The 24,210-nt window shown below is 73.0% G+C and carries 19 protein-coding genes and 1 pseudogene; 16 read left to right on the top strand and 4 right to left on the bottom strand.

Annotated elements, in window-relative coordinates; genetic code table 11:
• Positions 1-105: 105 nt before the first annotated feature.
• The 6 genes and pseudogenes from ACZ6IM_RS02685 to holA all read left to right on the top strand — a co-directional run bounded on the left by ACZ6IM_RS02685 (position 106) and on the right by holA (position 7,523).
• Positions 106-1,149, top strand: coding sequence for a ComEA family DNA-binding protein (locus ACZ6IM_RS02685; RefSeq protein WP_469553935.1), 1,044 nt, complete (start codon positions 106-108; stop codon positions 1,147-1,149).
• Positions 1,146-3,767, top strand: a complete 2,622-nt coding sequence (locus ACZ6IM_RS02690) for a ComEC/Rec2 family competence protein (RefSeq protein WP_469553937.1) — start codon at positions 1,146-1,148, stop codon at positions 3,765-3,767. Before ACZ6IM_RS02685 ends, ACZ6IM_RS02690 begins: the two co-directional genes overlap by 4 nt.
• 357 nt (positions 3,768-4,124) lie before the next feature.
• Positions 4,125-4,709, top strand: a pseudogene (locus ACZ6IM_RS02695) (N-acetylmuramoyl-L-alanine amidase); the annotation flags it as partial.
• A 638-nt stretch (positions 4,710-5,347) separates the two neighbouring features.
• The gene (locus ACZ6IM_RS02700; protein ID WP_469553939.1) at positions 5,348-6,229 is read left to right on the top strand and encodes a YceI family protein; all 882 of its coding nucleotides are present in this window, start codon (positions 5,348-5,350) and stop codon (positions 6,227-6,229) included.
• Positions 6,230-6,244: 15 nt separating this feature from the next.
• Positions 6,245-6,490, top strand: a complete 246-nt coding sequence (locus ACZ6IM_RS02705; RefSeq protein ID WP_052838296.1) for a hypothetical protein — start codon at positions 6,245-6,247, stop codon at positions 6,488-6,490.
• 43 nt (positions 6,491-6,533) lie between these two features.
• Positions 6,534-7,523 carry a DNA polymerase III subunit delta gene (holA, locus tag ACZ6IM_RS02710; protein WP_469553941.1) on the top strand — a complete coding sequence of 330 codons (990 nt, stop codon included), beginning with the start codon at positions 6,534-6,536 and terminating at the stop codon, positions 7,521-7,523.
• A gap of 418 nt (positions 7,524-7,941) precedes the next feature.
• Here holA and rpsT read toward each other — a convergent pair whose 3' ends face one another.
• The gene (rpsT, locus tag ACZ6IM_RS02715; RefSeq protein ID WP_030180898.1) at positions 7,942-8,208 is read right to left on the bottom strand and encodes a 30S ribosomal protein S20; all 267 of its coding nucleotides are present in this window, start codon (positions 8,206-8,208) and stop codon (positions 7,942-7,944) included.
• Between the two features lie 237 nt (positions 8,209-8,445).
• On the opposite strand from rpsT, the gene lepA reads away from it, so the two are divergent.
• From lepA to ACZ6IM_RS02740, 5 genes are all read left to right on the top strand, one after another.
• A complete protein-coding gene (gene lepA / locus ACZ6IM_RS02720) occupies positions 8,446-10,314 on the top strand; it encodes a translation elongation factor 4 (RefSeq protein ID WP_052838203.1) in 1,869 nt (622 codons plus the stop codon).
• 308 nt (positions 10,315-10,622) lie between these two features.
• A complete protein-coding gene (locus tag ACZ6IM_RS02725; RefSeq protein WP_052838204.1) occupies positions 10,623-12,500 on the top strand; it encodes an AMP-dependent synthetase/ligase in 1,878 nt (625 codons plus the stop codon).
• Positions 12,501-12,689: 189 nt separating this feature from the next.
• The gene (locus tag ACZ6IM_RS02730) at positions 12,690-15,239 is read left to right on the top strand and encodes a SpoIIE family protein phosphatase (RefSeq protein ID WP_469553944.1); all 2,550 of its coding nucleotides are present in this window, start codon (positions 12,690-12,692) and stop codon (positions 15,237-15,239) included.
• Between the two features lie 55 nt (positions 15,240-15,294).
• The gene (hemW, locus tag ACZ6IM_RS02735; protein ID WP_469553945.1) at positions 15,295-16,527 is read left to right on the top strand and encodes a radical SAM family heme chaperone HemW; all 1,233 of its coding nucleotides are present in this window, start codon (positions 15,295-15,297) and stop codon (positions 16,525-16,527) included.
• Positions 16,528-16,609: 82 nt separating this feature from the next.
• Entirely contained in the window at positions 16,610-17,206 is a 597-nt protein-coding gene (locus ACZ6IM_RS02740) for a Uma2 family endonuclease (RefSeq protein WP_052838207.1), read from the top strand.
• Here ACZ6IM_RS02740 and ACZ6IM_RS02745 read toward each other — a convergent pair.
• The gene (locus tag ACZ6IM_RS02745) at positions 17,184-18,005 is read right to left on the bottom strand and encodes a DUF3097 domain-containing protein (RefSeq protein WP_469553947.1); all 822 of its coding nucleotides are present in this window, start codon (positions 18,003-18,005) and stop codon (positions 17,184-17,186) included. The two genes, ACZ6IM_RS02740 and ACZ6IM_RS02745, sit on opposite strands and share 23 nt — an antisense overlap.
• A gap of 34 nt (positions 18,006-18,039) precedes the next feature.
• A complete protein-coding gene (locus ACZ6IM_RS02750; RefSeq protein WP_052838209.1) occupies positions 18,040-18,774 on the bottom strand; it encodes an MBL fold metallo-hydrolase in 735 nt (244 codons plus the stop codon).
• A 149-nt stretch (positions 18,775-18,923) separates the two neighbouring features.
• On the opposite strand from ACZ6IM_RS02750, the gene hrcA reads away from it, so the two are divergent.
• The 4 genes from hrcA to ACZ6IM_RS02770 all read left to right on the top strand — a co-directional run bounded on the left by hrcA (position 18,924) and on the right by ACZ6IM_RS02770 (position 23,178).
• A complete protein-coding gene (hrcA, locus tag ACZ6IM_RS02755) occupies positions 18,924-19,940 on the top strand; it encodes a heat-inducible transcriptional repressor HrcA (protein ID WP_052838210.1) in 1,017 nt (338 codons plus the stop codon).
• Positions 19,941-21,077, top strand: coding sequence for a molecular chaperone DnaJ (gene dnaJ / locus ACZ6IM_RS02760; RefSeq protein ID WP_003976250.1), 1,137 nt, complete (start codon positions 19,941-19,943; stop codon positions 21,075-21,077).
• A 224-nt stretch (positions 21,078-21,301) separates the two neighbouring features.
• Entirely contained in the window at positions 21,302-22,432 is a 1,131-nt protein-coding gene (locus tag ACZ6IM_RS02765) for a nitronate monooxygenase (protein WP_052838211.1), read from the top strand.
• A complete protein-coding gene (locus tag ACZ6IM_RS02770) occupies positions 22,429-23,178 on the top strand; it encodes a 16S rRNA (uracil(1498)-N(3))-methyltransferase (protein WP_052838212.1) in 750 nt (249 codons plus the stop codon). Before ACZ6IM_RS02765 ends, ACZ6IM_RS02770 begins: the two co-directional genes overlap by 4 nt.
• Before the next feature lie 8 nt (positions 23,179-23,186).
• Here ACZ6IM_RS02770 and ACZ6IM_RS02775 read toward each other — a convergent pair whose 3' ends face one another.
• Complete coding sequence (locus ACZ6IM_RS02775; RefSeq protein WP_469553951.1) at positions 23,187-23,564, bottom strand: hypothetical protein; 378 nt, start codon at positions 23,562-23,564, stop codon at positions 23,187-23,189.
• A 72-nt stretch (positions 23,565-23,636) separates the two neighbouring features.
• On the opposite strand from ACZ6IM_RS02775, the gene ACZ6IM_RS02780 reads away from it, so the two are divergent.
• Entirely contained in the window at positions 23,637-24,152 is a 516-nt protein-coding gene (locus ACZ6IM_RS02780; protein WP_052838213.1) for a hypothetical protein, read from the top strand.
• Positions 24,153-24,210 lie beyond the last annotated feature (58 nt).

A 24,210-nucleotide genomic window follows, 5' to 3' on the forward strand; every position in this document is an offset into this window, starting at 1 on the left:
TGCCGGTCACCCGTGAGGGGGCCGGAGTTTTCCACAACCCGTGGGTAGTCCCCGGGAATCGCCCATGATCATCGCGAGGGCGTCGCGGTGCCCGATCCTCGTCGCATGGCTCTTCGATCACGCTCACGCACCACGTCCGCGACCAGTGGCCCGGGCCGCGCCCCGGCCTCCGACGGCCGTCTCGCCCACCGTCGCGCACCCGGCTCCCGCTCCCACGCCCGCCCCCGCTCCCACGCCCGGCACGGCCGCCGGCACCCGCCCCCCGAGGAGCTGCGGCGGAGGGCGGAGGCGCTGTTCGGGGAGCGCGCCGAGCAGGCCGGCCACGAGGATGTGCAGGACGGGCCGGGGAAGGGCCCACCGCCGCCCGGCCCCGTCGGCCCCGGCGGCACGGACACCGGCACGGGCGTGTCCGACGGCACCAGGACGACGTGGCGGGAGCGGACCTGGCAGGCGCTGCGGGAGCGGATGCCGCTGTGGCTGCAGACCCGGTGCGGGCTGGAGCGGCGCAGCGTGGCCGCGCTCTCGGTACTGCTCGTCGTCGCGGCGGTCTTCGCGGTGCAGCACTTCTGGTCCGGTCGCACCCAGCCGGTGGCGGCACCCGAGGTGGTGCGGGAGGCGGCGGCGTACCGGGAGGACAAGCCGGGGCCGACGGCCGGGGACCGTGCGACGACGGGCGAGCACGGGTCCACGGCCGCGTCGGCGACCACGGCCGGACCGGAGATCGTGGTGGACGTCGGCGGCAGGGTCCGCGAGCCGGGCGTCCACAGCCTCCCGGCCGGGTCACGCGTCGCGGACGCCCTGCGAGCCGCCGGCGGGGTGCGGCCCGGCACGAAGACCGACGGGCTCAACCGGGCCCGCTTCCTGGTGGACGGCGAACAGGTGATCGTCGGAGCGCCCGCACCCCCACCGGGAGCGGCCCCCGCTCCGGGTGGGCCGACGGGGGCGGCGGGGCCCGCGGCACCGGTCTCCCTCAACACGGCGACCACCGACCAGCTCGACACCCTCCCGGGCGTCGGCCCGGTCCTCGCCCAGCACATCATCGACTACCGCACCCAGCACGGCGGTTTCCGCTCGGTGGACGAACTGCGCGAGGTCAACGGCATCGGCGAGCGCCGCTTCGCCGACCTGCGGGACCTCGTGCGGCCATGAACACGGACGTGATGCGTGCGGACCGGCCGGACGGGCTGGGCGGGCTGCGAGGGCTGCGCGGGCCGGACGAGGTGGACCGGCCGGACGGGCACGACGGGTCGCATGAGCCCCGTGTCAGGCCCCCGCGCGCCGCCGTGCACGCCGCCTCCGGTCACCGGCTGGGCGCGGCCCACCCCCGGCAGGAGGGTCCCGCTGACCTGCGCCTGGTACCGCCCGCCCTGGCGGCGTGGGCGACGGCGGCACTGGTCCTGGACGTACCGACCGGCTGGACGGTGGGCGTGGTGACGGGCAGCCTCTTCCTGGCCGGGGCGCTGCTGCTGGTGTCGCCGCGCGGACGGTACCGCACACCGGCCGCCGCCGTGTTGCTCTGTGTCGCCGCGTCCGCCACCTCGGCCGCGCTGCACGGCGCGGACCCGCGCCGGGGACCCGTGCCGGAGCTGGCGCGGCGGTACGCCACCGTCACCGCGGAGGTGGAGGTCACGGCCGACCCCCGCCTCACCCGCCCGCGAGTCCGGGGCGACCGTGCCGTGCCGCCCACGGTGCTGATCGAGGCCGACGTGCGGCGGCTGGGCGAGGCGGGCGGGACGGCGGTGACGACCCGGACGCCGGTGCTCGTCCTCGTCGACGTCGGCGAGGGAGGGAAGCGGCCCCGCGCGCGGCCCGCACCCTCCCGCTGGCTGGAGCTCCTGCCGACCACGAGGCTCCGCGTCACCGCACGGCTGTCGCCGCCGAGGAAGGGCGGTGACCGGATCGCCGCGGTGCTGCGGGTACGGGCGGGCCGACAGCCGCCGGAGTCGCCGGCTGAGCCTTCGACGGCGCAACGGCTGGCGGGACGGTTGCGGGCCGGCCTGCGCGAGGCGACCGAGGATCTGTCGGCAGACGCACGGGCGCTGCTGCCGGGGCTGGTGGTGGGGGACACCTCGCGCGTCACGCCGGAGCTGGAGGAGGCGTTCAAGGAGACCGACCTGACCCACACGCTGGCCGTTTCGGGCGCCAACTTCACGATCGTGCTCGCGCTGCTCCTCGGACCGCCGGGCCTGGCCCAGCGCAGCGAGCGCCGGGGACTGGCGCCTCGCCTCGGCCTGCACCTGCGGACGACCGCGCTGCTCGGAGGGGGACTCGCGCTCGCCTTCGTCGTCGTGTGCCGGCCCGACCCGAGCGTGCTGCGGGCGGCGGCCTTCGGGTCCGTCGCCCTGCTCGCCCTGGCCACCGGACGCCGCAGATCACTCGTTCCGGCCCTGGCGACGGCGGTCCTGCTCCTGGTGCTCTACGACCCCTGGCTGGCCCGCAGTTACGGCTTCGTGCTCTCCGTGCTGGCCACGGGGGCGCTGCTCACGATCGCCCCACGATGGAGCGCGGCGTTGCGCCGGCGCCGGGTACCGCCCCGGCTCGCGGAGGCGCTGGCCGCCGCGGGCGCCGCGCAGGCCCTGTGCGCGCCGGTGGTCGTCGTGCTCTCGCAGCGGGTGAGCCTGGTGGGGGTGCCGTGCAACCTGTTGGCGGAGTTCGCGGTGGCCCCGGCCACGGTGCTCGGCTTCGCGGCGCTGGCGACGGCACCAGTGGCCCTGCCACCGGCCAAGGTCCTGGCCTGGTGCGGGGGCTGGCCTGCCGAGTGGATCGCGGGGATCGCCCGCACCGGGGCCGCGCTGCCCGGCGCGGGAGTGGACTGGCCGGGCGGCTGGGCCGGGGCGGCGCTGCTCGCCCTCGCCACGGTGGGCGTGCTGCTGGCCGGCCGGCGTCTGGTGCGGCACCCGTGGTGGTGCGGCGTCTGCGCCCTGCTGCTGATCCTCGTCGTGGTGCAGCCGCCCCCGCTGGCCCGGGTGATCAAGGGTTGGCCCCCGCCGGGCTGGCGGATGGTGATGTGCGACGTGGGCCAGGGCGACGCGCTGGTCCTCGCGGCGGGAGAGGGCACGGCCGTCGTCGTCGACGCGGGCCCCGACCCCGCCCTGGTCGACCACTGCCTGCGCACCCTCGGCATCACCCGCGTACCCCTCGTGCTGCTGACCCACCTGCACGCCGACCACGTGGCCGGGCTGCCCGGGGTGCTGCGGGGCCGTTCGGTGGGCGCGATCGAGACAACCGCCCTCGAAGAGCCCGAGGACCAGGCCGAGTTCGTCCACAGACAGGCAGCGGCCGGGCACATTCCCCTGCGGCACGCGGCCGCCGGAGAACAGCGGCGCTCCGGCCCACTGTCCTGGCAGGTGGTATGGCCCCCGCCGAGCCCACCGGCGACCGTGCCACCGGGCACGGAAGGCGGCCCCAACGACGCCAGCGTCACTCTCCTGGTCCGCACGGCCGGCCTGCGCCTGCTGCTCCTCGGCGACCTGGAGCCCCCGGCCCAGCGGGAGCTGGCCCGCTCCCCTGCGGCGGCGGAGCTTCAGGACGTGGACGTCCTGAAGGTGGCTCACCACGGCTCCGCCCACCAGGACTTCGCGTTCCTGCGGAAGGCCGCCCCCCGTCTGGCGCTCATCAGCTGCGGCGAGGACAACACGTACGGCCACCCGGCCCCCGGCACGGTGGCGGCGCTGCGTGCCCGGGGAGCGACGGTGCTGCGCACGGACCGGGACGGGGCGGTGGCCGTCGCCGGTACGGGGAAGGAGTTGCGGGTGGCGGGGGAGTGAGGACAGGAGGCGGTCGCCACCGCCACGAGCACGCCGTCCGCGTCGGCCGCGCCGGCCGCGCCGGTCCTCAGGGTGCCGCGGGGGATCCGGTATTGGCCGGATCGCGAGTGGTTCCCGTCCCCGCTGTGCTCGGGGAGGCGTAGCCCGGGCGGGCACCGGGAATTTCCAGACCAGCGCGGGAGACGCCACCGTGTCGTGCGGCCGACGCGTCCGGCCACGGTCGGTCACCCCTCGGACCGAAGGAGAAACCATGCCCCGAACCCCCAGGCCGGGTCACCCCGTTGTGCGCCGGTTCGGCGAGGACGATCCGCGGCGCGGCGTCCACCGACGCGGCCGGTCGCGGCCGGAGCGTGTGTGATGGCCACCCCCATGACCGCGGCCGGTTTCCTCAGGGCGCTGAGGGCGGAGGGCCTCACCGTCGTCGAGGTCGGCGACTGGCGCGACCACAACCGCAACCACAAGGGCGCCTGGGGCCCCGTCAACGGCGTGATGATCCACCACACCGTGACCCGGGGCAGCGCCGCCACCGTGGAGATCTGCCGCAAGGGCTACGCGAGCCTGCCCGGCCCCCTCTGCCACGGCGTCATCACCAAGGACGGCCGCGTGCACCTGGTCGGCTACGGCAGGGCCAACCACGCCGGTCTGGGCGACGACGACGTCCTGCGCGCCGTCGTCGCGGAGCAGGCCCTGCCGCGGGACAACGAGGCGAACACCGACGGCAACCGGCACTTCTACGGCTTCGAGTGCGAGAACCTCGGCGACGGCAAGGACCCCTGGCCCGCCGCGCAGCTGGACGCGATCGAGCGGGCCGCGGCGGCCGTGTGCCGCCACCACGGCTGGAGCGAGCGCTCGGTGATCGGCCACCTCGAGTGGCAGCCCGGAAAGATCGATCCGCGCGGGTTCACGATGGCGTCGATGCGCGCCCGGGTCGAAGAACGCCTCAGTCACCCCGCCGGCTGGACACCCGGCGACTCCGAGGAGGAAGACATGCCGCGAGCGATCAGCCGATCCACCGGCGACGACCAGCGGATCACGCCCCGGCAGTGGACGACGCTCAGCGTGAACGGCGTGGACCTGCTGACCGGCGCGTCCCACTACCAGGCCACGGCCTACCTCCGGGCCGTCGTGCCACCCGGCTCCACGCTCCAGGGCCGCTTCTACCACCTCCGCCGGGACGGAAGCCGATGGACCGGCCCCATCGTCGAACGGGTGGGCACCGACGGCAGCAGTTTCCCGGACTTCGGGAACAGCGGCTCGATCGTCGCCGACGAACGGCTGCGCTTCGAGTTCGTCTACTACCCGCCCGACTCCGCCGACCAGGCCCCGATCACGGTCACGGGCGTGAAGGTCCGCGGCCTGTACTGGGAGCGGTGACGAGGCGGGGCACGCGCCCGGTGCACTGATATCGGCCCACACGTGACCACACACGACCACACATGAGCACACGGGGCCACTCCCGCCCACTCCCAGCACATGTGACGGTTTCCCGTGATGTGGTCCCGTGTTGCCCCGAAAGCCACATCGGTGATCGAATGTTTCTCCGTCAACTAGTTTTCGATGTCGTGCAGAGGGTGTCGCAAATGATCGGCCGCTTGCTGGGAAGCCGAACGAAGCGGATGCAACGGACGGGTCCCCTGGCGGCGGTGCGCACCCCGCCGGACGCGGGAGTACTGAGCTGCCGGGTCCTCGACCCCGTCAACGACCCGGTGCCGGGCGCGGAGTTCACGGTCAGCGACGTCATGGGACGCAAGGTGGTCGGCGGCGGTACGGACCCCTTCGGATCGTTCGTGGCGACGGTGCCCGCGGGGGAGTACCGGCTCGCCGTGTCCGCCGAGGGATACACCCCGTACCGCGCCTCCGTGACGGTCGTCCCGGACGCGCTGGCCTCGCTCGGCGACGTGACGCTGCAGGTGGCCCAGCCGCCGGAGCTGCCCGCGCCGGGTGACTGGGAGATCGAGCCGGCGCACTCCTCGATCGCGTTCACCGCGCGGCACATCGGGCTGGCCCGGATCCACGGCCGGTTCAACTCCTTCGCGGGCGCGGTCCGGATCGCCGACGACATGCAGCACTCCGCGATGCACGTCGTGATCGACGCGGCGTCCATCGACACCAACGTGAAGATGCGCGACGACCACCTGCGCTCGGCCGACTTCCTGGACGTGGAGCGGTTTCCGACGCTGGAGTTCTACAGCGACCGGTTCACGCACCGCGGCGGCAACCGGTGGGCCGTCATCGGGGCGCTGTCCCTGCACGGCGTGACGCGCACGGTCACGCTGGAGACCGAGTACCTCGGACTCGGCAACGGCATGGAGGGCGAGACGCGGGCGGCCTGCCGTGCCACCACCGAGCTGCACCGCGACGACTTCACGGTGAGCTGGCAGACGATGCTGGCCCGCGGCATCGCCGTGGTCGGCCCCAGCATCCGCATCGACCTCGACGTGCAGATCGTGCCCAAGAGCTGACCGACAATGGCACCCGTGAGCGACGTGAGACATGTACTGGTGCTGCCCGACCGCGACGCCGCGGAGGAGGCCGCCCAGGAGCTCGGGGACCGCTTCGGGATCGACGAGGAACCGCGGATCCTGAGGGACGCCCTGGCCGGCGAGGACGACGCCGAGGACGCCCAGTGGCTCGTCGTCCTGCGGGACGAGCGGGAAGCGCTGGACCCCGGTGAGCTGGACGCGTTCGCCGGGGAGTGGGAGGGCTGGCGCGAGGAGCCCTAGCGCCCGTCCGGCGTTGTCAGTGGTGCGTGCGATGCTTGTCGCGATGGCCAGGAAGACTGCGAACGACGACCCTCTCGCCCCGGTGACCCTTGCCGTGGGCCAGGAGGACCTCCTGCTCGACCGTGCCGTGCAGGAGGTGGTGGCCGCCGCCAGGGCCGCCGACGCCGACACGGACGTACGCGACCTCACCCCCGACCAGCTGCAGCCCGGCACCCTCGCCGAGCTCACCAGCCCCTCGCTCTTCGCCGAGCGCAAAGTCGTGGTCGTACGCAATGCGCAGGACCTGTCCGCCGACACGGTCAAGGACGTCAAGGCATACCTCGCCGCCCCCGCCGAGGAGATCACCCTCGTCCTGCTGCACGCGGGCGGCGCCAAGGGCAAGGGCGTGCTCGACGCCGGCCGCAAGGCGGGGGCCCGCGAGGTGGCCTGCCCGAAGATGACGAAGCCCGCCGACCGGCTGGCCTTCACGCGCTCCGAGTTCCGTACGGCCGGGCGGTCCGCCACGCCCGAGGCGTGCCAGGCCCTGGTCGACGCGATCGGCAGCGACCTCAGGGAGCTGGCCTCGGCGGTGTCCCAGCTGACCGCCGACGTCGAGGGGACCATCGACGAGGCGGTCGTCGGGCGGTACTACACCGGACGGGCGGAGGCCTCCAGCTTCACCGTCGCCGACCGGGCGGTCGAGGGACGTGCGGCGGAGGCACTGGAGGCGCTGCGCTGGTCGCTGGCGACCGGCGTGGCACCGGTGCTGATCACCAGCGCACTGGCGCAGGGCGTGCGGGCCATCGGCAAGCTCTCCTCGGCCCGCGGCGGACGCCCCGCCGACCTCGCCCGCGAGCTGGGCATGCCGCCCTGGAAGATCGACCGTGTCCGGCAGCAGATGCGCGGCTGGACCCCGGACGGCGTCTCCGTGGCGCTGCGCGCGGTGGCCGAGGCGGACGCGGGGGTGAAGGGCGCCGGGGACGACCCCGAGTACGCCCTGGAGAAGGCCGTGGTGATCGTCGCCCGCGCGGCGCGCTCACGCGGCCGGTCCTGAGCCCGCCCGCTCGGCCTCGCCCCCGGCCTCCGGGACAGACCGAAGGCCCCGGCGTCCGTCCTGGGGAAGGACGGCCACCGGGGCCTTCGGATCAAGCTCGCGGAGACGCGGGGGTGAAGGGCGCCGGGGACGACCCCGAGTACGCCCTGGAGAAGGCCGTGGTGATCGTCGCCCGCGCGGCGCGCTCACGCGGCCGGTCCTGAGCCCGCCCGCTCGGCCTCGCCCCCGGCCTCCGGGACAGACCGAAGGCCCCGGCGTCCGTCCTGGGGAAGGACGGCCACCGGGGCCTTCGGATCAAGCTCGCGGATCCATGCCCGCGTGGCGAACGCAGGCCGCGCATGGACCCTGGGTGCCGGACGGGAGCGGATGAGAGAGGGCCCGCTCTTGGTCCTTCCGGCGATCAGACCAGATAAGGGGTTCAGCCCTTGAGGGCGCCGACCTTCTGCGCCAGCGCCGACTTCTTGTTGGCGGCCTGGTTCTTGTGGATGACGCCCTTGGAGACGGCCTTGTCGAGCTGGCGCGAAGCGACGCGCTGGTACTCGGTGGCCTTCTCGACGTCACCCGCGGCAGCGGCCTCACGGGCCTTGCGGATCGCGGTCTTCAGAGAGGACTTGACGGCCTTGTTGCGCAGCCGGGCCTTCTCGTTGGTCTTGTTCCGCTTGATCTGGGACTTGATGTTCGCCACGAATGAGCCTTTGCAGGTTCAGGCACGAGGCCGCGAGGGTCCCGTGCCGATGATTTCTTGAAGGAGTGCCTCCAGCTGAGAGGGCAAGAGACACAACCACCCACACTACCAGCGGGTCGTGAAGGGTCCCAAACCCATACCGGCTCCCCACCCGTGGGACCATGGAGGCTACGTATCGATCCGACCCGAGACCCGAGACCGCAGACACTGCGGACGCCTCAAGAATCAGGACCCTGCGTGCCCGCGATCCCCAGCCATGTGCCCGAGCCGAGCCGTACCGACCCGGCGCTGATCCGCAACTTCTGCATCATCGCGCACATCGACCACGGCAAGTCCACGCTCGCCGACCGGATGCTCCAGCTGACCGGTGTGGTCGAGCAGCGGCAGATGCGCGCCCAGTACCTCGACCGCATGGACATCGAGCGCGAGCGCGGCATCACGATCAAGTCCCAGGCGGTGCGGTTGCCGTGGGCCCCGACCCATGACAAGGGCGCCACGCACATCCTCAACATGATCGACACCCCGGGGCACGTCGACTTCACCTACGAGGTCTCGCGGTCGCTGGCCGCGTGCGAGGGCACCATCCTCCTCGTCGACGCCGCCCAGGGTATCGAGGCCCAGACCCTCGCCAACCTCTACCTGGCGATGGAGAACGACCTCACGATCATCCCGGTGCTGAACAAGATCGACCTGCCGGCCGCGCAGCCCGAGAAGTTCGCCGAGGAGCTGGCCAACCTGGTCGGCTGCGACCCCGACGACGTCCTCAAGGTCTCCGCCAAGACCGGCCTCGGCGTCGACGCGCTGCTGGACAAGGTCGTCGCCGAGATCCCGGCCCCGGTCGGCGTCAAGGACGCCCCCGCCCGCGCGATGATCTTCGACTCCGTCTACGACTCCTACCGCGGAGTGGTGACGTACGTCCGTGTCATCGACGGCCAGCTCAACAAGCGCGAGCGGATCCGGATGATGTCCACCGGCGCCACGCACGAGCTGCTGGAGATCGGCACCAACTCGCCGGAGATGCTCTCCGCCGACGGCCTCGGCGTCGGCGAGGTGGGCTACTTGATCACCGGTGTGAAGGACGTCCGCCAGTCCAAGGTCGGCGACACCGTCACCAGCATGCACAAGGGCGCCCAGGAGGCGCTCGGCGGCTACAAGGACCCCCGGCCCATGGTCTTCTCCGGCCTGTACCCGCTGGACGGCTCCGACTACCCCGAGCTGCGCGAGGCGCTGGACAAGCTCCAGCTCAACGACGCCGCCCTGGTCTACGAGCCGGAGACCTCCGCCGCCCTCGGCTTCGGCTTCCGCGTCGGCTTCCTCGGCCTGCTCCACCTCGACGTGATCCGCGAGCGGCTGGAGCGCGAGTTCGGACTCGACCTCATCGCCACCGCGCCCAACGTGGTCTACCGCGTGGTCATGGAGGACGGCACCGAGCACACCGTCACCAACCCGAGCGAGTTCCCCGAGGGCAAGATCAACGAGGTCTACGAGCCGGTCGTGCGGGCCACGATCCTCGCGCCGACCGAGTTCATCGGCTCGATCATGGAGCTGTGCCAGACCCGGCGCGGCACCCTGCTCGGCATGGACTACCTCTCCGAGGACCGCGTCGAGATCCGCTACACCCTCCCCCTCGCGGAGATCGTCTTCGACTTCTTCGACCAGCTGAAGTCCAAGACCCGCGGCTACGCCTCGCTGGACTACGAGCCCACCGGCGAGCAGACCTCCAGCCTGGTCAAGGTCGACATCCTGCTGCACGGCGACAAGGTGGACGCCTTCTCGGCCATCACGCACAAGGACGCGGCGTACGCCTACGGCGTGCGTCTCGTCGCCAAGCTGCGCGAGCTGATCCCGCGGCAGGCCTTCGAGGTGCCCATCCAGGCCGCCATCGGCTCCCGGGTGATCGCCCGCGAGACCATCCGCGCCATCCGCAAGGACGTCCTCGCCAAGTGCTACGGCGGTGACATCTCCCGGAAGCGGAAGCTGCTGGAGAAGCAGAAGGAAGGCAAGAAGCGGATGAAGATGGTGGGTTCCGTGGAGGTTCCGCAGGAGGCCTTCATCGCGGTCCTGTCCAGCGATGACAGCGCGGGGTCGGGCAAGGGCAAGAAGTAACCGCCGCGCCGCACGCCGAGTCCGGGCGAAACGGACGTCGAGGGGCCCGTCGTACGAAAGTGCGGCGGGTCCCTTCGCATGTCACGGCCGCGCATCTGTAGGAAGTGACAGGGCGCGGACTCTTACGCGGGGGCCGGTCGCCCTTTACCCTGATGCCTGCCCCTTAGTTACTCGTGAGTTAAACAAGTGACCGGACAACGGTCCGCGCCACTGCCGGAACATCACCTGAACACCGTCCGAGAGTGAACCAGCCACACCTGAGCCAGCCGCAACGAGCCAGCCGCACCGTCGCGGGCCCGGAGGATGTCGTGAGCGACACACAGACACTGATCGAGAACCGTCCGCCCTCCGTGGCGGGACTCTTCCTGGAGCGGGTGGCCGCCACGCCGGACGCCGAGGCGTACCGCTACCCGGTGCCGCCGGCCGCGGGCGAGGGCCCCGACGACTGGAAGTCGCTGACCTGGGCGCAGGCCGCCGAGCGGGTCTACGCGATCGCGGCCGGCCTGATCGAGCTGGGCGTGCAGCCCGAGCAGCGGGTGGCCCTGGCCTCCGCCACCCGGCTGGAGTGGATCCTCGCCGACCTCGGCATCATGTGCGCGGGCGCCGCGACGACCACCGTCTACCCGCAGACCAACGCCGACGAATCGGCGTACATCCTCTCCGACTCCGAGAGCCGGGTGCTGATCGCGGAGGACGCCGCGCAGCTGGCCAAGGCGAAGGAGAAGAAGGCGGAGCTGCCCGACCTCACCCACGTCGTCGTGATCGACCCGGCCGGCGCGGACACCGCCGAGGACTGGGTCCTCACCCTCGACGAACTGGAGCGCAGGGGCGCGGCCCGCCTGGAGAAGGACGCGCAGCTGATCAAGGAGCGGGTCGGCGCGCTCACCAAGGACCAGCTCGCCACCCTCATCTACACCTCCGGCACCACCGGCCGGCCCAAGGGCGTCCGGCTCCCGCACGACTGCTGGTCCTACATGGCCAAGGCGATCGCCGCGACCGGCCTGGTCACCAAGGACGACGTGCAGTACCTGTGGCTGCCGCTCGCGCACGTCTTCGGCAAGGTGCTGACCTCCGGCCAGATCGAGGCCGGTCACGTCACCGCCGTCGACGGCCGGGTCGACAAGATCATCGAGAACCTGCCGGTCGTCCAGCCGACCTACATGGCGGCCGTGCCCCGCATCTTCGAGAAGGTCTACAACGGCGTCGCCGCCAAGGCCCGCGCGGGCGGCGGGGCCAAGTACAAGATCTTCCAGTGGGCCGCCGGCATCGCCCGCGAGTACGCCAAGGTCACCCAGGACAACTTCAAGCGCACCGGCACCGCGAGCGCCCCCGCCGGGCTGCGCACCAAGCACGCCGTCGCCGACAGGCTCGTCTACGCCAAGATCCGCGAGGCCTTCGGCGGCCGCCTGCGCGCCTGCGTCTCGGGCTCGGCCGCCCTCGCGCCGGAGATCGGCTACTTCTTCGCCGGAGCCGGCATCCACATCCTGGAGGGCTACGGCCTCACCGAGTCCTCCGCCGCGTCCTTCGTCAACCCCGGGGAGGCCTACCGCACCGGCACGGTCGGCAAGCCGCTGCCCGGCACCGAGGTGCGCATCGCGGACGACGGCGAGATCCTGCTGCGCGGTCCCGGCATCATGGAGGGCTACCACAAGCTGCCCGAGAAGACCGCCGAGGTCCTGGAGCCGGACGGCTGGTTCCACACCGGCGACATCGGCGAACTGTCGCCCGACGGCTACCTGCGGATCACCGACCGCAAGAAGGACCTCATCAAGACGTCCGGCGGCAAGTACATCGCGCCGGCCGAGGTCGAGGGTCAGTTCAAGGCGGTCTGCCCCTACGTCTCCAACATCCTGGTGCACGGCGCCGACCGGAACTTCTGCACCGCGCTCATCGCCCTCGACGAGGTCGCGATCACCGAGTGGGCGAAGGAGAACGGCCTGGAGGGCAAGCCGTACGCCGAGATCGTCGCGGCGCCCGTGACCGTCGAGATGGTCGACGGCTACGTCAAGCAGCTCAACGAGGGCCTCCAGCGCTGGCAGACCATCAAGAAGTTCCGCCTGCTGCCCCGCGACCTCGACGTCGAACACGGCGAGATCACCCCGAGCCTGAAGCTGAAGCGGCCGGTGGTGGAGCGGGAGTACAAGAACCTGATCGAGGAGATGTACGAGGGCTCGCGCGAGGCGTAGGCCCGGGCCGCGGATGTTCGAAGACGTCCGGTTTCCCGTCGGCTTCCGGCCGTCTTCGAACGTCTGCTTAGCACGGTTCTCACCCATGGCGGCCCACTTCGGTAACTCCGTGCTTATGGACGGGGCCGGTCTGTCACTCTGTCGGCATCGACTGCGAGGAACTCGCACGAACTGCCCGGGGAGACGTCCATGGGGGCCATTCCGACGCAGCGGGAGACCGCCTCCCGCGCCAGCGCGGCGCCCGCGCACGCCGTTGAGGCATCCGCCGAGGGCTTCGAGGAGTGCGCGCGGGCGCGCGTGACCCTGCTCGGCAGCTCCCTGGCGCCGGGCGCGGCCCGCACGATGGCGCGGGCCGCGCTCGCCGACTGGTCCGCGCTCGGCCTGCCCGGCACGGAACAGCTGACGGAGCACCTCGCCGCCGACGCCCTGGTCGTCGTCAGCGAGCTGGTCACCAACGCCGTGGTGCACGCCGGCACCGACGTCGAGGTGGGCCTCCGGATGGAGGCGACGGGCACCCTGGTCGTCGAGGCCACTGACCAGCACCCGTCCCGCGCGCCGAGGAGCACCGACCCCGAGATGCCGCACGATCCCACCGAGTACGGGCGCGGCCTGCGGCTGGTAGCCGCGCTCGCGGAGGCCTGGGGCATCACGTACCGCCCGGGCACCAAGACGGTGTGGGCGCGGTTGTCGGCCGCGGGCGCGGACACCGCGGGACACACCGACGCGTACGCCGGAGGATGCGGGGCGCGACGCGGCGAGGCGCCGGACACGGGGGGCCCGGGGGAGGGGACGGACGGCGCGGACGGCGAAGGCACCGGGGTCTGTGAGGGCGGCGGGGCCGACGAGTCCGGCGAGGACATGCAGGCCGGCCAGGTGAGTTCCGCGGGCCAGGGAGACCAGGTCAGCCAAGGCGGCCGAGACGGCTCGGGGACCTCGGACGCTCCGGGGGCGGACAGCCCCCGGATGTCGGACGGCCCGGCGCCGGGTCCGGGCTGTCGGGCGGCCGTACCCGGCGGTGCATCGGCCGTCCCCGGCCGTGCGGCCGGTTCGGACGAGGATGGCGTCGGTCGTGCGGTCGGCTCGGACGGTCCGGCGCCGGGTCCGGGCTGTCGGGCGGCCGTACCCGGCGGTGCATCGGCCGTCCCCGGCCGTGCGGCCGGTTCGGACGAGGATGGCGTCGGTCGTGCGGTCGGCTCGGACGGTCCGGCGCCGGGCCCGGGCTGTCGGGCGGACGTCCCCAGCCGTGCGGCCGGCCCTGACGCGGGCCGGCGCGCGGACCAACACGCGGACCAAGACGTGGACGCCACCCGTGGCCGTGGGGAGTGCCACGGTCGGTCGGACCAGCCGCGGTGGCCCGACCCGTGGGACGGCACCGCCGGAACCGCCCCGCGCGGCGTACGCGACCGCGAGTGGCTGGGCCGGGGCGCGCTGTCCTTCCTCGCCGAGGCGTCCGACCTCCTGGCCGGGCAGCTCGACGAGGACCTGGTCGCCTCCCTCACCGGCCAGCTGATCGTGCCCCGGCTCGCCGACTGGTGCGGGGTGTGGCTGGAGGACGAGTCCCTGGGCCGGGGCGCCTGGAGCGACGACACCGGGGCGGCCGTGGGCGCCCGGTTGGCCCGTGTGTGGCACGCCGGCGAGGGGCACCTGGACGAGCTGCGTGCCGCCCTCGAGAAGGACCCGCCCCGCCCGCGCGACCCGTGGCGCTCCGGCCCGGTGGGCCACCCGTGGCCCGGTGACGCGCTCGGCCCGGACGGCAGGCACGGCAGCGCGCTCGCCTACCGCCTGGTCGCCGGCGGCAGGCCGCTGGGCACCCTGGTCATCGGACGGGCCGACACCCCGGGCGCCGCCGGTGCCGGCGGCTTCCCCGACGAGATCACCGGCCTGGTCGAGGACCTCAGCCGCCGGGTGGCGCTCGCCATCGGCGCCGCCCGCCAGTACGCCCGGCAGGCCACCATCAGCGCCGTACTCCAGCGCGGTCTGCTGCCCGGTGCCGTCGCGGAGATCCCGGGCGTACGCAGCGCCCTCGTCTACGAACCCCGCGACAAGGGCGGCCCCAGCGGCGACTTCTACGACCTCTTCCCAGCCGGTGACGGCCGCTGGTGCTTCGCGGTGGGCGACGTCCAGGGCAAGGGTCCCGAGGCCGCCGTCGTCATCGGCCTCGCCCGGCCCTGGCTGCGCCTGCTGGCCCGCGAGCAGTACGGCGTCCCCGACGTCCTGGACCGCCTCAACCAGCTCCTCCTCGACGACGCCACCGAGGCCGCCGACGCCGCCGCCCGCGCCCTGGTCGCCGCGGGCGGCCCACCGGTTGCCCCGGGCGACGGACCGCAGACCCGCTTCCTCTCCCTCCTCTACGGCGAGCTGGTCCCCTTCGACGGCGGCGTCCGCTGCACCCTCGCGTCCGCCGGACACCCGCTGCCGCTGCTCCTCGGTCCCGACGGCACGGTGTCCGCCGTCGCGCGCCCGCAGACCCTGCTCGGCGTCGTCGAGGACGCGACGTACGTCAGCGAGTCCTTCGAGCTGCGGTCCGGCGACACCCTGCTGTGCGTCACGGACGGAATCACGGAGCGGCGCAGTGGCTCCCGCCAGTTCGACGACGGCGACGGACTGGCCGTGGCGCTCGCCGGGTGCCGGGGTCTGGACGCCGAGCTGGTCGCCGAGCGCATCAGGCGGCTGGTGCACGAGTTCGGCCCCCGGCCCCCGGAGGACGACCTGGCCCTGCTGGTGCTCCAGGCCGAGTAGCGCGGGGCCGGCCGGGGCGACCGGGTAACCGCGGCCGTACGGGACAATGGAACGCATGCCCTCCGCACTCCCCGACGGCGAGCCCGTCCCCGCCGACGGCGCGCTGCCCGCGTCCGCGCTCGCCGGGGCCGCCGACCGCCCCCTCGGTTTCTACCTGCACGTCCCGTACTGCGCGACCCGCTGCGGCTACTGCGACTTCAACACCTACACCGCCACCGAGCTGCGTGGCACCGGCGGTGTCCTCGCCTCCCGGGACAACTACGCCGACACGCTCGTCGACGAGGTCCGCCTGGCCCGCAAGGTGCTCGGCGACGACCCCCGCGAGGTCCGCACGGTCTTCGTCGGCGGCGGTACGCCCACCCTGCTGGCCGCCGGTGACCTGGTGCGGATGCTGCGCGCGGTGCGCGACGAGTTCGGCCTGGCGCCGGACGCGGAGATCACGACGGAGGCCAACCCGGAGTCGGTCGACCCGGCGTACCTCGCCACCCTCCGCGAGGGCGGCTTCAACCGGATCTCCTTCGGCATGCAGAGCGCCAAGCAGCACGTCCTGAAGATCCTTGACCGCACCCACACCCCCGGCCGCCCCGAGGCGTGCGTCGCCGAGGCCCGCACGGCCGGCTTCGACCACGTCAACCTCGACCTGATCTACGGCACCCCCGGCGAGTCCGACGACGACTGGCGGGCCTCGCTGGACGCCGCGCTCGGCGCCGGACCCGACCACGTCTCGGCGTACGCCCTGATCGTCGAGGAGGGCACCCAGCTCGCCCGGCGCATCCGGCGCGGCGAGGTCCCGATGACCGACGACGACGTGCACGCCGACCGGTACCTGATCGCCGAGGAGACCCTCGCGGCGGCGGGCTACGACTGGTACGAGGTGTCGAACTGGGCCACCTCCGACGCGGGGCGCTGCCTGCACAACGAGCTGTACTGGCGGGGCGCCGACTGGTGGGGCGCGGGACCGGGCGCGCACTCCCACGTGGGGGGCGTGCGGTGGTGGAACGTGAAGCATCCGGGGGCGTACGCGGGCGCGCTGGCGGCGGGGAAGTCGCCGGGCGCGGGGCGCGAGATCCTGACGGACGAGGACCGGCGGGTCGAGCGCATCCTGCTGGAGCTGCGCCTGCGGGAGGGCGTTCCGCTGTCGCTGCTGCGGGAGGCGGGGCTCGCGGCGTCGCGGCGGGCGCTGTCGGAGGGGCTGCTGGAGGAGGGGCCGTACGAGGCGGGGAGCGCGGTGCTGACGCTGCGCGGACGGCTGCTGGCGGACGCGGTGGTGCGGGACCTGGTGGACTGATCACTCGGGGGAGTGAATCGGTGCGGGATGGAGGTTCGGAACCTAGTCTGATTCATAAGCTGCCGCCAAAAGGACGCGGCGGATGTGGAGGGCCACGGAGATGACCGCTGTGGACGAACGTGGGATGACCAAGTACTTCCAGGAACTTGAGCCTCCCGAGGGCGTGAAAGTGGAGCTTCTCCGGGGGGTAATCGTGATGATGGCCAGCCCTGACATCGTGCACAACATGATTGTTGCCGATGTGCAGGACCAGATCCCACGGCAGCGCTGGTCTCGTCTGCAGACCCAGGACGTCGACATTCTCGACGAGGCGAGCGAGCCGGTGCCGGACCTGGTTGTGTTGCGGCGGGAGCTTGTGCCTGCATCAGGTCGCCTGCTGGCCTGCCAGTTGGTCACGATGGTCGTGGAGGTCGTCTCCAAGTCCAGCGTCCACCAGGACTACGTAACCAAGCGCTCGATCTACGCGGCGGGAAAGATCCCCCTCTACCTCGTCCTGGACCCGATCATGGCGCAGTGCGTCCTGCTGACGAAGCCCACCGGCCAGGGTGAGGAGGCCGACTACCTGACTCAGGAGATCGTGAAATTCGGCGACCGACTGCCGCTGGAGGCTCTGGGCGTCGATCTCGACACCAGCGCATTCGGGACGTTCACCGGAGTCAGGCCCCACCGCTACCCGTGACGAAGTCGATCAGCTCCTCCACCCGTCCCAGCAGCTCCGGCTCCAGGTCCTTGTAGGACCTCACCCGCGCCAGGATCGCCTGCCACACCGCGCCCGTGTTCTCCGACGGCCACCCCAGGGCCCGGCACACCCCCGTCTTCCAGTCCTGGCCGTGGGGGACGCGTGGCCAGGCGTCGATGCCGACCGACGACGGCTTCACGGCCTCCCAGATGTCGATGTACGGGTGGCCCACGACCAGCGCGTGCTCGCTCGTCACCGCCTCCGCGATCCGCCACTCCTTCGAACCCGGCACCAGGTGGTCCACCAGGACGCCGAGCCGTGCGTCCGGGCCCGGGGCGAAGTCGGCGACGATCGACGGCAGGTCGTCCACGCCGCCCAGGTACTCCACGACCACGCCCTCGATGCGCAGGTCGTCGCCCCAGACCTTCTCGACCAGCTCGGCGTCGTGCCGCCCCTCGACGTAGATGCGCCCGGCGCGCGCCACCCGTGCCCGCGCGCCGGGGACGGCGACCGAACCGGACGCCGTACGGGAGGGGGCGGAGCGCGCCGGACCGGTGGAGGACGGGCGGACCAGCGTCACCACGCGGCCCTCCAGCAGGAAGCCGCGCGGTTCCATCGGGAACACCCGGTGCTTGCCGAAGCGGTCCTCCAGGGTCACCGTGCCCGCCTCGCAGCCGATCACGGCGCCGCAGAACCCGGTGCCGGGCTCCTCGACCACCAGGCCGGGATCGGCCGGTACCTCGGGGACGGGCTGCGGTTTCTTCCACGGAGGGGTCAGGTCGGCGGAGTACTGGCGCATTCTCCCGACGATACGAGGAACGCCCGCTCCGTGATCAGCGCGACACGCCGAACCGGGCGGCCAGCGCGTCCCGTTGGGCCCGGACGAAGGCCGCGTCCACCACCGCTCCGTGACCGGGTACGTACAGCGCGTCGGCACCGCCCAGCTCCAGCAGCCGGTCCAGGGCGGCCGGCCAGCGCGCCGGTACGGCGTCGGGGCCCGCCTGCGGCTCGCCGGACTCCTCGACCAGGTCGCCGCAGAAGACGACCGCCGGGGCGCCCGGCACCAGCACCGCGAGGTCGTGCCCGGTGTGGCCCGGGCCCACGTCGGCCAGCAGGACCCGCCGTCCACCGCCCAGGTCGAGCCCGCACTCGCCGCGGACCTCGTGCCGGACGGGGACGAGCGCGTCCGCCGCTTCCGCCGCCCGGCGCGCGTCCAGGCCCTCCGCCACCGCGTCCGCGCGCAGCGCCTCCCGCCCCCGTCCGCCCGGCGCGAACAGCGCGCCCGCGCCCGTGGCGCCGTACACCTCCGCGCCCTCGAACGCCGCGGCGCCGAAGACGTGGTCGAAGTGCGGGTGGGTCAGCGCGAGATGTGTCACACGGCGGCCGGCGAGCCGCCGCGCCCCCTCGCGCAGCCGGGCGCCCTCGTCGAGGCTCGACCCCGCGTCCACCATCAGCGCCGCGTCCGCGCCGAGCACCAGCCCCGCCGTGCAGTCCCATCCCGGCAGCCGGCACCGCCCCGCCCCGTCCGCCAGCCGCTCCCAGCCCCGCTCTTCCCAAGTCACCGTCACGGCGACGACGCTAACGGCATCGCCCCGGCCTTGCCGGGGGCGTACCCCACGGCCGTACACTGGGCCGGGGAAGTCTGGCACTCGCGAGCCATGAGTGCCAGGACAGACAGGCCGGAAACGGGCGGACGGACAGCTGGAGGTGCGCGCCGATGCTCAGTGAACGCAGGCTGAAGGTGCTGCGTGCCATCGTCCAGGACTACGTCGGCACCGAGGAGCCGGTCGGTTCCAAGGCCCTCACCGAGCGGCACAACCTCGGTGTCTCCCCGGCCACCGTGCGCAATGACATGGCGGCCCTGGAGGACGAGGGGTTCATCGCCCAGCCGCACACCAGCGCCGGGCGCATCCCGACCGACAAGGGCTACCGGCTCTTCGTCGACAAGCTGGCCGGCGTCAAGCCGATGACCGCGCCCGAGCGGCGTGCCATCCAGAACTTCCTGGAGGGCGCCGTCGACCTCGACGACGTGGTGGCCCGCACGGTGCGGCTGCTCGCGCAGCTCACCCGGCAGGTCGCGGTCGTGCAGTACCCGTCGCTGACCCGCTCGACCGTGCGGCACGTGGAGCTGCTCTCGCTCGCGCCCGCGCGCCTGATGCTGGTGCTGATCACGGACACCGGCCGGGTCGAGCAGCGGATGGTGGACTGCCCGGCGCCGTTCGGCGAGGCTTCGCTGGCCGATCTGCGGGCGCGGCTCAACAGCCGGGTCGCGGGACGCCGTTTCACGGATGTGCCGGCTCTGGTGGAAGATCTGGCGGAGCCCTTCGAGGCCGAGGATCGCGGTACGGTCTCCACCGTGCTCTCCACTCTCCTGGAGACGCTGGTCGAGGAGAACGAGGAGCGGCTGATGATCGGCGGCACCGCCAATCTGACCCGCTTCGGGCACGACTTCCCCTTGGTGATCCGGCCGGTGCTGGAGGCGCTGGAGGAGCAGGTCGTGCTCCTCAAGCTGCTCGGCGAGGCGAAGGATCCGGGCGTGACCGTACGGATCGGTCATGAGAACGCCCACGAAGGACTCAACTCAACGTCCGTCGTGTCGGTCGGCTACGGTTCGGGCGGCGAGGCGGTTGCCAAGCTCGGCGTGGTCGGACCGACCCGCATGGACTACCCGGGAACGATGGGAGCGGTACGCGCAGTGGCACGGTACGTCGGACAGATCCTGGCGGAGTCGTAGGTGGCCACGGACTACTACGCCGTACTCGGCGTGCGCCGCGACGCTTCCCAGGACGAGATCAAGAAGGCGTTCCGGAGGCTCGCCCGCGAGCTGCACCCGGACGTCAACCCCGATCCGAAGACCCAGGAGCGGTTCAAGGAGATCAACGCCGCCTACGAGGTGTTGTCGGACCCGCAGAAGAAGCAGGTCTACGACCTCGGCGGCGACCCCCTCTCGCAGGCCGCCGGCGGTGGTGCGGGCGGCTTCGGCGCGGGCGGCTTCGGGAACTTCTCGGACATCATGGACGCGTTCTTCGGTACGGCGTCGCAGCGCGGGCCGCGCTCGCGCACCCGCCGCGGCCAGGACGCGATGATCCGCATCGAGGTGGAGCTGGACGAGGCCGCGTTCGGTACGACCAAGGACATCCAGGTCGACACCGCGGTCGTCTGCAACACCTGCAACGGCGAGGGTGCGGCGCCGGGCACGTCGGCGCAGACGTGTGACATGTGCCGCGGCCGCGGTGAGGTCTCGCAGGTCACCCGGTCCTTCCTGGGCCAGGTCATGACCTCGCGCCCCTGCCCGCAGTGCCAGGGCTTCGGCACCGTGGTCCCGACCCCGTGCCCGGAGTGCGCGGGCGACGGCCGGGTCCGCTCCCGGCGCACCCTGACCGTGAAGATCCCGGCCGGTGTCGACAACGGCACCCGGATCCAGCTCGCGGGCGAGGGCGAGGTCGGCCCCGGCGGCGGCCCCGCCGGCGACCTGTACGTCGAGATCCACGAGCTGCCGCACTCCACCTTCCAGCGCCGCGGCGACGACCTGCACTGCACGGTCACCATCCCGATGACGGCGGCGGCCCTCGGCACCAAGGTGCCGCTGGAGACCCTCGACGGCATGGAGGAGGTCGACATCCGCCCGGGCACCCAGTCCGGCCAGTCGATCCCGAAGCACGGCCGGGGCGTCACCCACCTGCGCGGCGGCGGCCGCGGCGACCTCATCGTCCACGTCGAGGTCACCACCCCGGGCAAGCTCGACCCCGAACAGGAACGCCTCCTGCGCGAGCTGGCCAAGCTCCGCGGCGAGGAACGCCCGACCGGGCAGTTCCAGCCCGGGCAGCAGGGGCTGTTCTCCCGGCTGAAGGACGCCTTCAACGGGCGCTGACGCGCAGCTCGGCGGGGCGGGTCGGCTGTGCCGGCGCGGGGGCTGCCGGGGTCCGGGGGTTGCCCCCGGGCAGGCACGGTCAGCCGGGGCAGCAGGGGCTGTTCTCCCGGCTGAAGGACGCCTTCAACGGGCGCTGACGCCCTGCCGGGGAAGCGGATGCTTCTGGCGTATGCCGACGGAAGCCCGGATTCGGACTTGTGTGGAGGACGTGACAACATGCCGTCATGTCCTCCGCACTGACCGATCTCTTCCCCTACCCGATCGTGCAGGCGCCCATGGCGGGCGGCGTCTCCGTGCCACGGCTCGCGGCCGCGGTGTCCGAGGCGGGCGGGCTGGGCTTCCTGGCCGCCGGGTACAAGACCGCGGACGGGATGTACCAGGAGATCAAACAGCTGCGGGGGCTGACGAGCCGACCGTTCGGCGTCAACCTCTTCCTCCCGCAGCCGGAGACCCCCGGCGCGGCCACCGGCTCCGCCGGAGCGGCCGACGCCGTGCCCTTCAACGCCGCCGCCGTCGACGTCTACGCCCACCAGCTGGCCGGCGAGGCCGCCTGGTACGAGACGGAGCTGGGCGACCCCGACTGCGGCCGGGACGACGGCTACGACACCAAGCTCGCCGTGCTGCTGGACAACCCCGTACCGGTGGTGTCCTTCCACTTCGGCGTCCCGAGCCGCGAGGTCGTCGACTCCCTGCACCGCGTGGGCACCTTCGCCCTGGTCGGCGCGACCACCGCGGACGAGGCCCGGGCCGTCGAGCAGTCCGGCGCCGACGCGGTGATCGCCCAGGGTGTCGAGGCCGGCGGCCACCAGGGCACCCACCGGGACAACCCGGAGACCGGCGGCGCCGGCACCGGCCTGCTGTCGCTGGTCGCCCAGGTCCGGGAGGCGGTGAACCTGCCGATCGTCGCCGCCGGCGGCATCATGCGCGGCACCCAGATCGCCGCGGTCCTCGCGGCCGGCGCGAGCGCGGCCCAGCTCGGCACCGCGTTCCTCGCCACTCCGGAGTCCGGCGCCCACGACCTGCACAAGCAGGCGCTGACCAACCCGCTGTTCGTCCGCACCGAACTCACCCGGGCCTTCTCCGGCCGCCCCGCCCGCGCCCTGGTCAACCGCTTCCTGCGCGAGCACGGCCCCTACGCCCCGGCCGCCTACCCCGAGGTGCACCACCTCACCGCGCCGGTGCGCAGGGCGGCGGCGAAGGCGGGCGACGCGCAGGGGATGGCACTGTGGGCGGGACAGGGCCACCGGATGGCCCGGGAACTGCCCGCCGGACAGCTGGTGGAGGTGCTGGCGGCCGAACTCGCCGCCGCCGGGACAGCGTTGTCGGGCTATGCGGCGGGAGGCGGCGCACGATGACGGCACCGGTGTTCGTGGCCGACTCCCTGCGGCCGGAGGACCTGCCCGCGGGGGAGTACGTCCTCGGCGGCCCGGAGGGGCGGCACGCCGTCTCCGTGAAGCGCCTGCGGGCGGGCGAGGACGTCGTCCTCACCGACGGGAGGGGCCGCTGGGCCGAGGGCGTCGTGAAGTCCGCCGAGGGCAAGGACCGCCTGGTCGTCACCGTCGTCGGCGGCGTGCGCGAGGAGCCCGCCGAGCAGCCCCGGATCACCGTCGTCCAGGCCCTGCCCAAGGGCGACCGCGGTGAGCTGGCCGTCGAGACGATGACCGAGGTCGGGGTCGACGCCGTCGTGCCCTGGGCGGCGTCCCGGTGCATCACGCAGTGGAAGGGCGAGCGCGGCCTGAAGGCACTCGGCAAGTGGCGGGCGACGGCCCGCGAGGCGGGCAAGCAGTCCCGCCGGGTCCGCTTCCCCGAGGTCGCGGACGCGGCGACGAGCAAGCAGGTTGCCTCACTTCTGGCCGAGGCCGACTTCGCCGCCGTACTCCACGAGAGCGGCGAGGAACCCCTGTCCGGCGTCGAACTCCCCGCCACCGGCGACATCGTGCTCGTCGTCGGCCCCGAAGGGGGCGTGTCCCCCGAGGAGTTGGCGCTGTTCGCCGAGGCCGGTGCGGGGCCCTACCGGCTGGGCCGCAGCGTGCTGCGCACCTCCACCGCGGGCACCGCCGCGACCGCCGTGCTCCTGGCCCGCACCGGCCGCTGGTCCTGACCTGCCCGTCAGCGGTCGACGGCGGCGACCACGGCCGGGAACAGCTCCCAGCCGTCCACCTCCACCGGCCCGCCTCCGTGCCCGGGCAGCAGCCCGCGCCGCCCGGCCTCCTCGACCAGCGCCCGGACGACACCGGGTTCGCGCAGGTTGAGCAGGTGACCGCGGCCGTCGCCCACGCAGCCCTCGAACCAGTGGTCGCCCTCGGTGGTGTACCGGCCGGAGTCCGGGCCGCCCGGCCGGAAGACGAACCGCACCCGGACGCCGTCGCGGTACAGCGTCAGCGCGTCCCGCCAGACGCCGTCGCGGCCCCGTTTCTGCCGGTGGCTCCACAGCCAGGTGGTGTGTTCGTCCACCACGAGCTTGCGCTGCCTGCGGTCGTCGCCCATGGCGTCCACGGTAGTGAGGAGTGGCCGTATGCGCCCTACCGCCGCTCCCGGTGCGGTGGCAGGCTGCCCTCCATGGGGGCTTTGAGACGGATTTGGCGCACGGCTGCGGTGGTCGTCGGCTCGGCCGTCGCCGTCGGCGGTCTCGTCGCGTGCGAACCGGGCGGACTCAGCTCCGCGTCGGTGGCCTACACGACCGACCAGACCGTGACCCGTGAACTGGAGCGGCAGAAGGCGGAGGTGCGCTGGCTCACCTGCACCGCCTCCTTCGGCGACAAGGACGGCACCGCCTCGGCGACCGAGAACACCGTCGCCTCCGTCCACTGCGAGGGCAGGACGGACGCCGGCCAGGACATCACCGTCGACGGCGAGGTGACCCGGGTCGTCAACGGCGCCTGCGTGCGCGGGAACCTGACCGCGAAGGTGGACGGCAAGGAGTGGTTCCGGGTCAAGGGGCTGGGCGACTGCGACGCCACGAGCGCCCCGCCCGCGAACCGGCCCTCCCCCAACGGGCCCGGGCCCACCGTGACCGTCACCCGGACCATCTGGTGCCCGGACGACCCGCACTGCCGGCCGGTGGAGGGCAAGTAGCCCACCGCGGGCCGGTCACGGCGCCCGGTGGCCGGCGGCCGGGAAGTGATCCAAACCT

The organism is Streptomyces sp. NPDC042336, assembly GCF_055581985.1.